Origin of the sequence: Corallococcus exercitus (assembly GCF_003611585.1) — a bacterium.
GTDB classification, from domain to species: domain Bacteria; phylum Myxococcota; class Myxococcia; order Myxococcales; family Myxococcaceae; genus Corallococcus; species Corallococcus exercitus.
The window spans coordinates 1-2,288 of record NZ_RAVW01000725.1 but is presented as its reverse complement, the minus strand read 5'-3'; the positions used below and the strand labels follow the sequence as shown (position 1 = coordinate 2,288).

At 71.3% G+C, this 2,288-nt stretch carries 1 protein-coding gene and 1 pseudogene; both read left to right on the top strand.

Annotated elements, in window-relative coordinates; all coding sequences use genetic code 11:
• Positions 1–764, top strand: a pseudogene (locus tag D7W79_RS41350) (hypothetical protein); the annotation flags it as partial.
• On the top strand, positions 761–2,288 hold a 1,528-nt coding region (gene traB / locus D7W79_RS41345; RefSeq protein WP_147442340.1), incomplete at its 3' end, for an outer membrane exchange protein TraB. The pseudogene D7W79_RS41350 and the gene traB, both read left to right, overlap by 4 nt.

Here is a 2,288-nt window from a genome sequence, read left to right as displayed (position 1 = left end):
CCCCCGGCGCCCCGCCCTCCTGCGTGGAGTGCACCACCGACAGCCAGTGCTCCAATGGCCAGACCTGCGACACGCTGAACGGCACCTGCGTCGACGCCGTCCCGGAGTGCAACACCTCCGACCGTTGCGGCCCCGGCTGCTCCAAGTGCCCCGGCGAGCGCCCCTACTGTCTCGACGGCGAGGTCTGCGTCCAGTGCCGCAACGACCTGGAGTGCGGCGACGGCCAGACCTGCGTCAGCGGTGAGTGCAGCTCCTGCACCACCGACAAGCGCTGCGGCCCGCGCTGCGACGCCTGCGGCGAGGACACCCCGTTCTGCCTCTCCGACGGCACCGTGCAGAACAGCGTGTGCGTGGGCTGCGTCAACGACTCCGACTGCGGCAGCGGCACCTGCGACCCCACCACGCGCACCTGCTCCAACACCGGCGCCTGCGCCGTGACGTGCTCGGAAGGGCTCGTGTGCGACGGCTCCGGGTGCGTCGAGTGCTTCGCCGACGCCCACTGCCCCTGCGGCGGGACCTGCGACGTCACCACCAACACCTGCCTCGAAACCTGCGCCGACAGCGGCGACTGCCTGGGCGTCGAGTTCTGCTCCGCCGAAACCCAGCAGTGCGAGCGCGGCCGCCGCAAGCCCGGCACCGAACCGCAGGGCGGCGCCTTCTGCTGCGGCACCACCGCCGAGGCCACCCCCACCGGCAGCACCGCCATGCTGGTCACCCTCGCCCTGGGCTTCCTCTTCCTGCGCTCCACCCGCCGCGTCCGATGAAGCCCTCCCGCACGCCGCTCCTCCCGCTGCTGCTGGCCCTCGCGCTGTCCACCGCCGCCCACGCCGCGCCGGATCCGCGCTTCAACATCCAGGTCTTCCGCCCGTCCGGCGCGCCGCAGGACCTGGTGATGGTCACCCAGTCCCGGCCCCTGTCCCACCTGTCCGTCTCCGTCGGGCCCTACTTCAGCTACTCCATCAACCCGCTCACCCTCGTCCCCAAGGACGGAGACCTGGGCTCCATCAGCCTCGTGGGCAACCGGCTCCAGCTGGACCTCATGGCCACCGTCGGCCTCTTCGACTGGGCCGAGGTGGGCGTGGACCTGCCGCTCGTGCTCTTGCAGGGCGGCCAGAACCTGGAGGTCATTGGCACCGAAGGGCCCGTGGAGAGCTTCGCGCTGGGCGACCTGCGACTCACCGGCAAGGTGGCCGTCCCCGGCTTCCGCCGCTCCGCGGAAGGACACGGCTGGGGCGCCGCGCTCACGCTCAACGTCAGCTTCCCCACCGGCGTGCAGGAGGCCTTCGCGGGCGACGGCGAGCTCACCTGGGCGCCGGGACTGGTGCTCGACTACCGCTTCGAGTCCGGCATCCTCCTCGCCTTCAACGGCGGCTTCTGGAAGCGGCCGGACATCATCTTCAACAACGTGGAGCTGGGGGACATGGCCCCGTTCGGCCTGGGCACGGAGGTGCCCCTCTTGCGCGGCAGCGGCATCACCGCGCTGGGCATGGTGAACGGCGCGATCGGCCTCAAGAAGCCGCCCGGCCAGGAGCGGCAGATTCCCGCGGAGCTGCTCATCGGCCTGCGCTGGTACAGCTCGCTGGGCGTCACCTTCACCTTCGGCGGCGGCCTGGGCTGCGGCTGCTCGCTGGCGTCGCCCAACCTGAGCTTCTTCACGTCCATCATCTGGGTGCCCGCCAAGACGCGCGAGTGGGAGGCCATCGAGCGCTTCAAGGAGCCGCCTCCGCCGCCCCCGCCGCCCGTGGACCCGGACAATGACGGCGTCATCGGCGAGCGCGACCGCTGCCCCAACCTCGAGGGCCCGGTGGAGAACGCCGGCTGCCCGGACACCGACGCGGACTCCGACGGCGTGGTGGACCGCATCGACAAGTGCCCGGACGTCCCGCAGGGCAAGCGCGGCCGCGACGGCTGTCCGCTCGCGCGCACGTCGGGCAACAAGATCGTCATCCTGGAGCAGGTGAACTTCGCCACCGACCAGGACGTCATCCTCTCCGAGTCCTACCCCGTGCTGGAGGAGGTCGCGCGGGTGATGGAGGAGAACCCGAAGATGGACCGCATCCTCATCGAGGGCCACACCGACTCGCGCGCCAGCGACCAGTACAACCTGGAGCTGTCCAAGCGCCGCGCCGCCAGCGTGAAGCGCTTCCTCATCGAGAGCGGCGTCGCCGCGGAGCGCGTGTGCTCGCAGGGCTTCGGGCGCAGCATGCCCGTGGCCGACAACGCCACGGAGGAGGGCATGGCCCTCAACCGCCGCGTCGAGTTCACCATCCAGCCGCCCAGCGATGGCC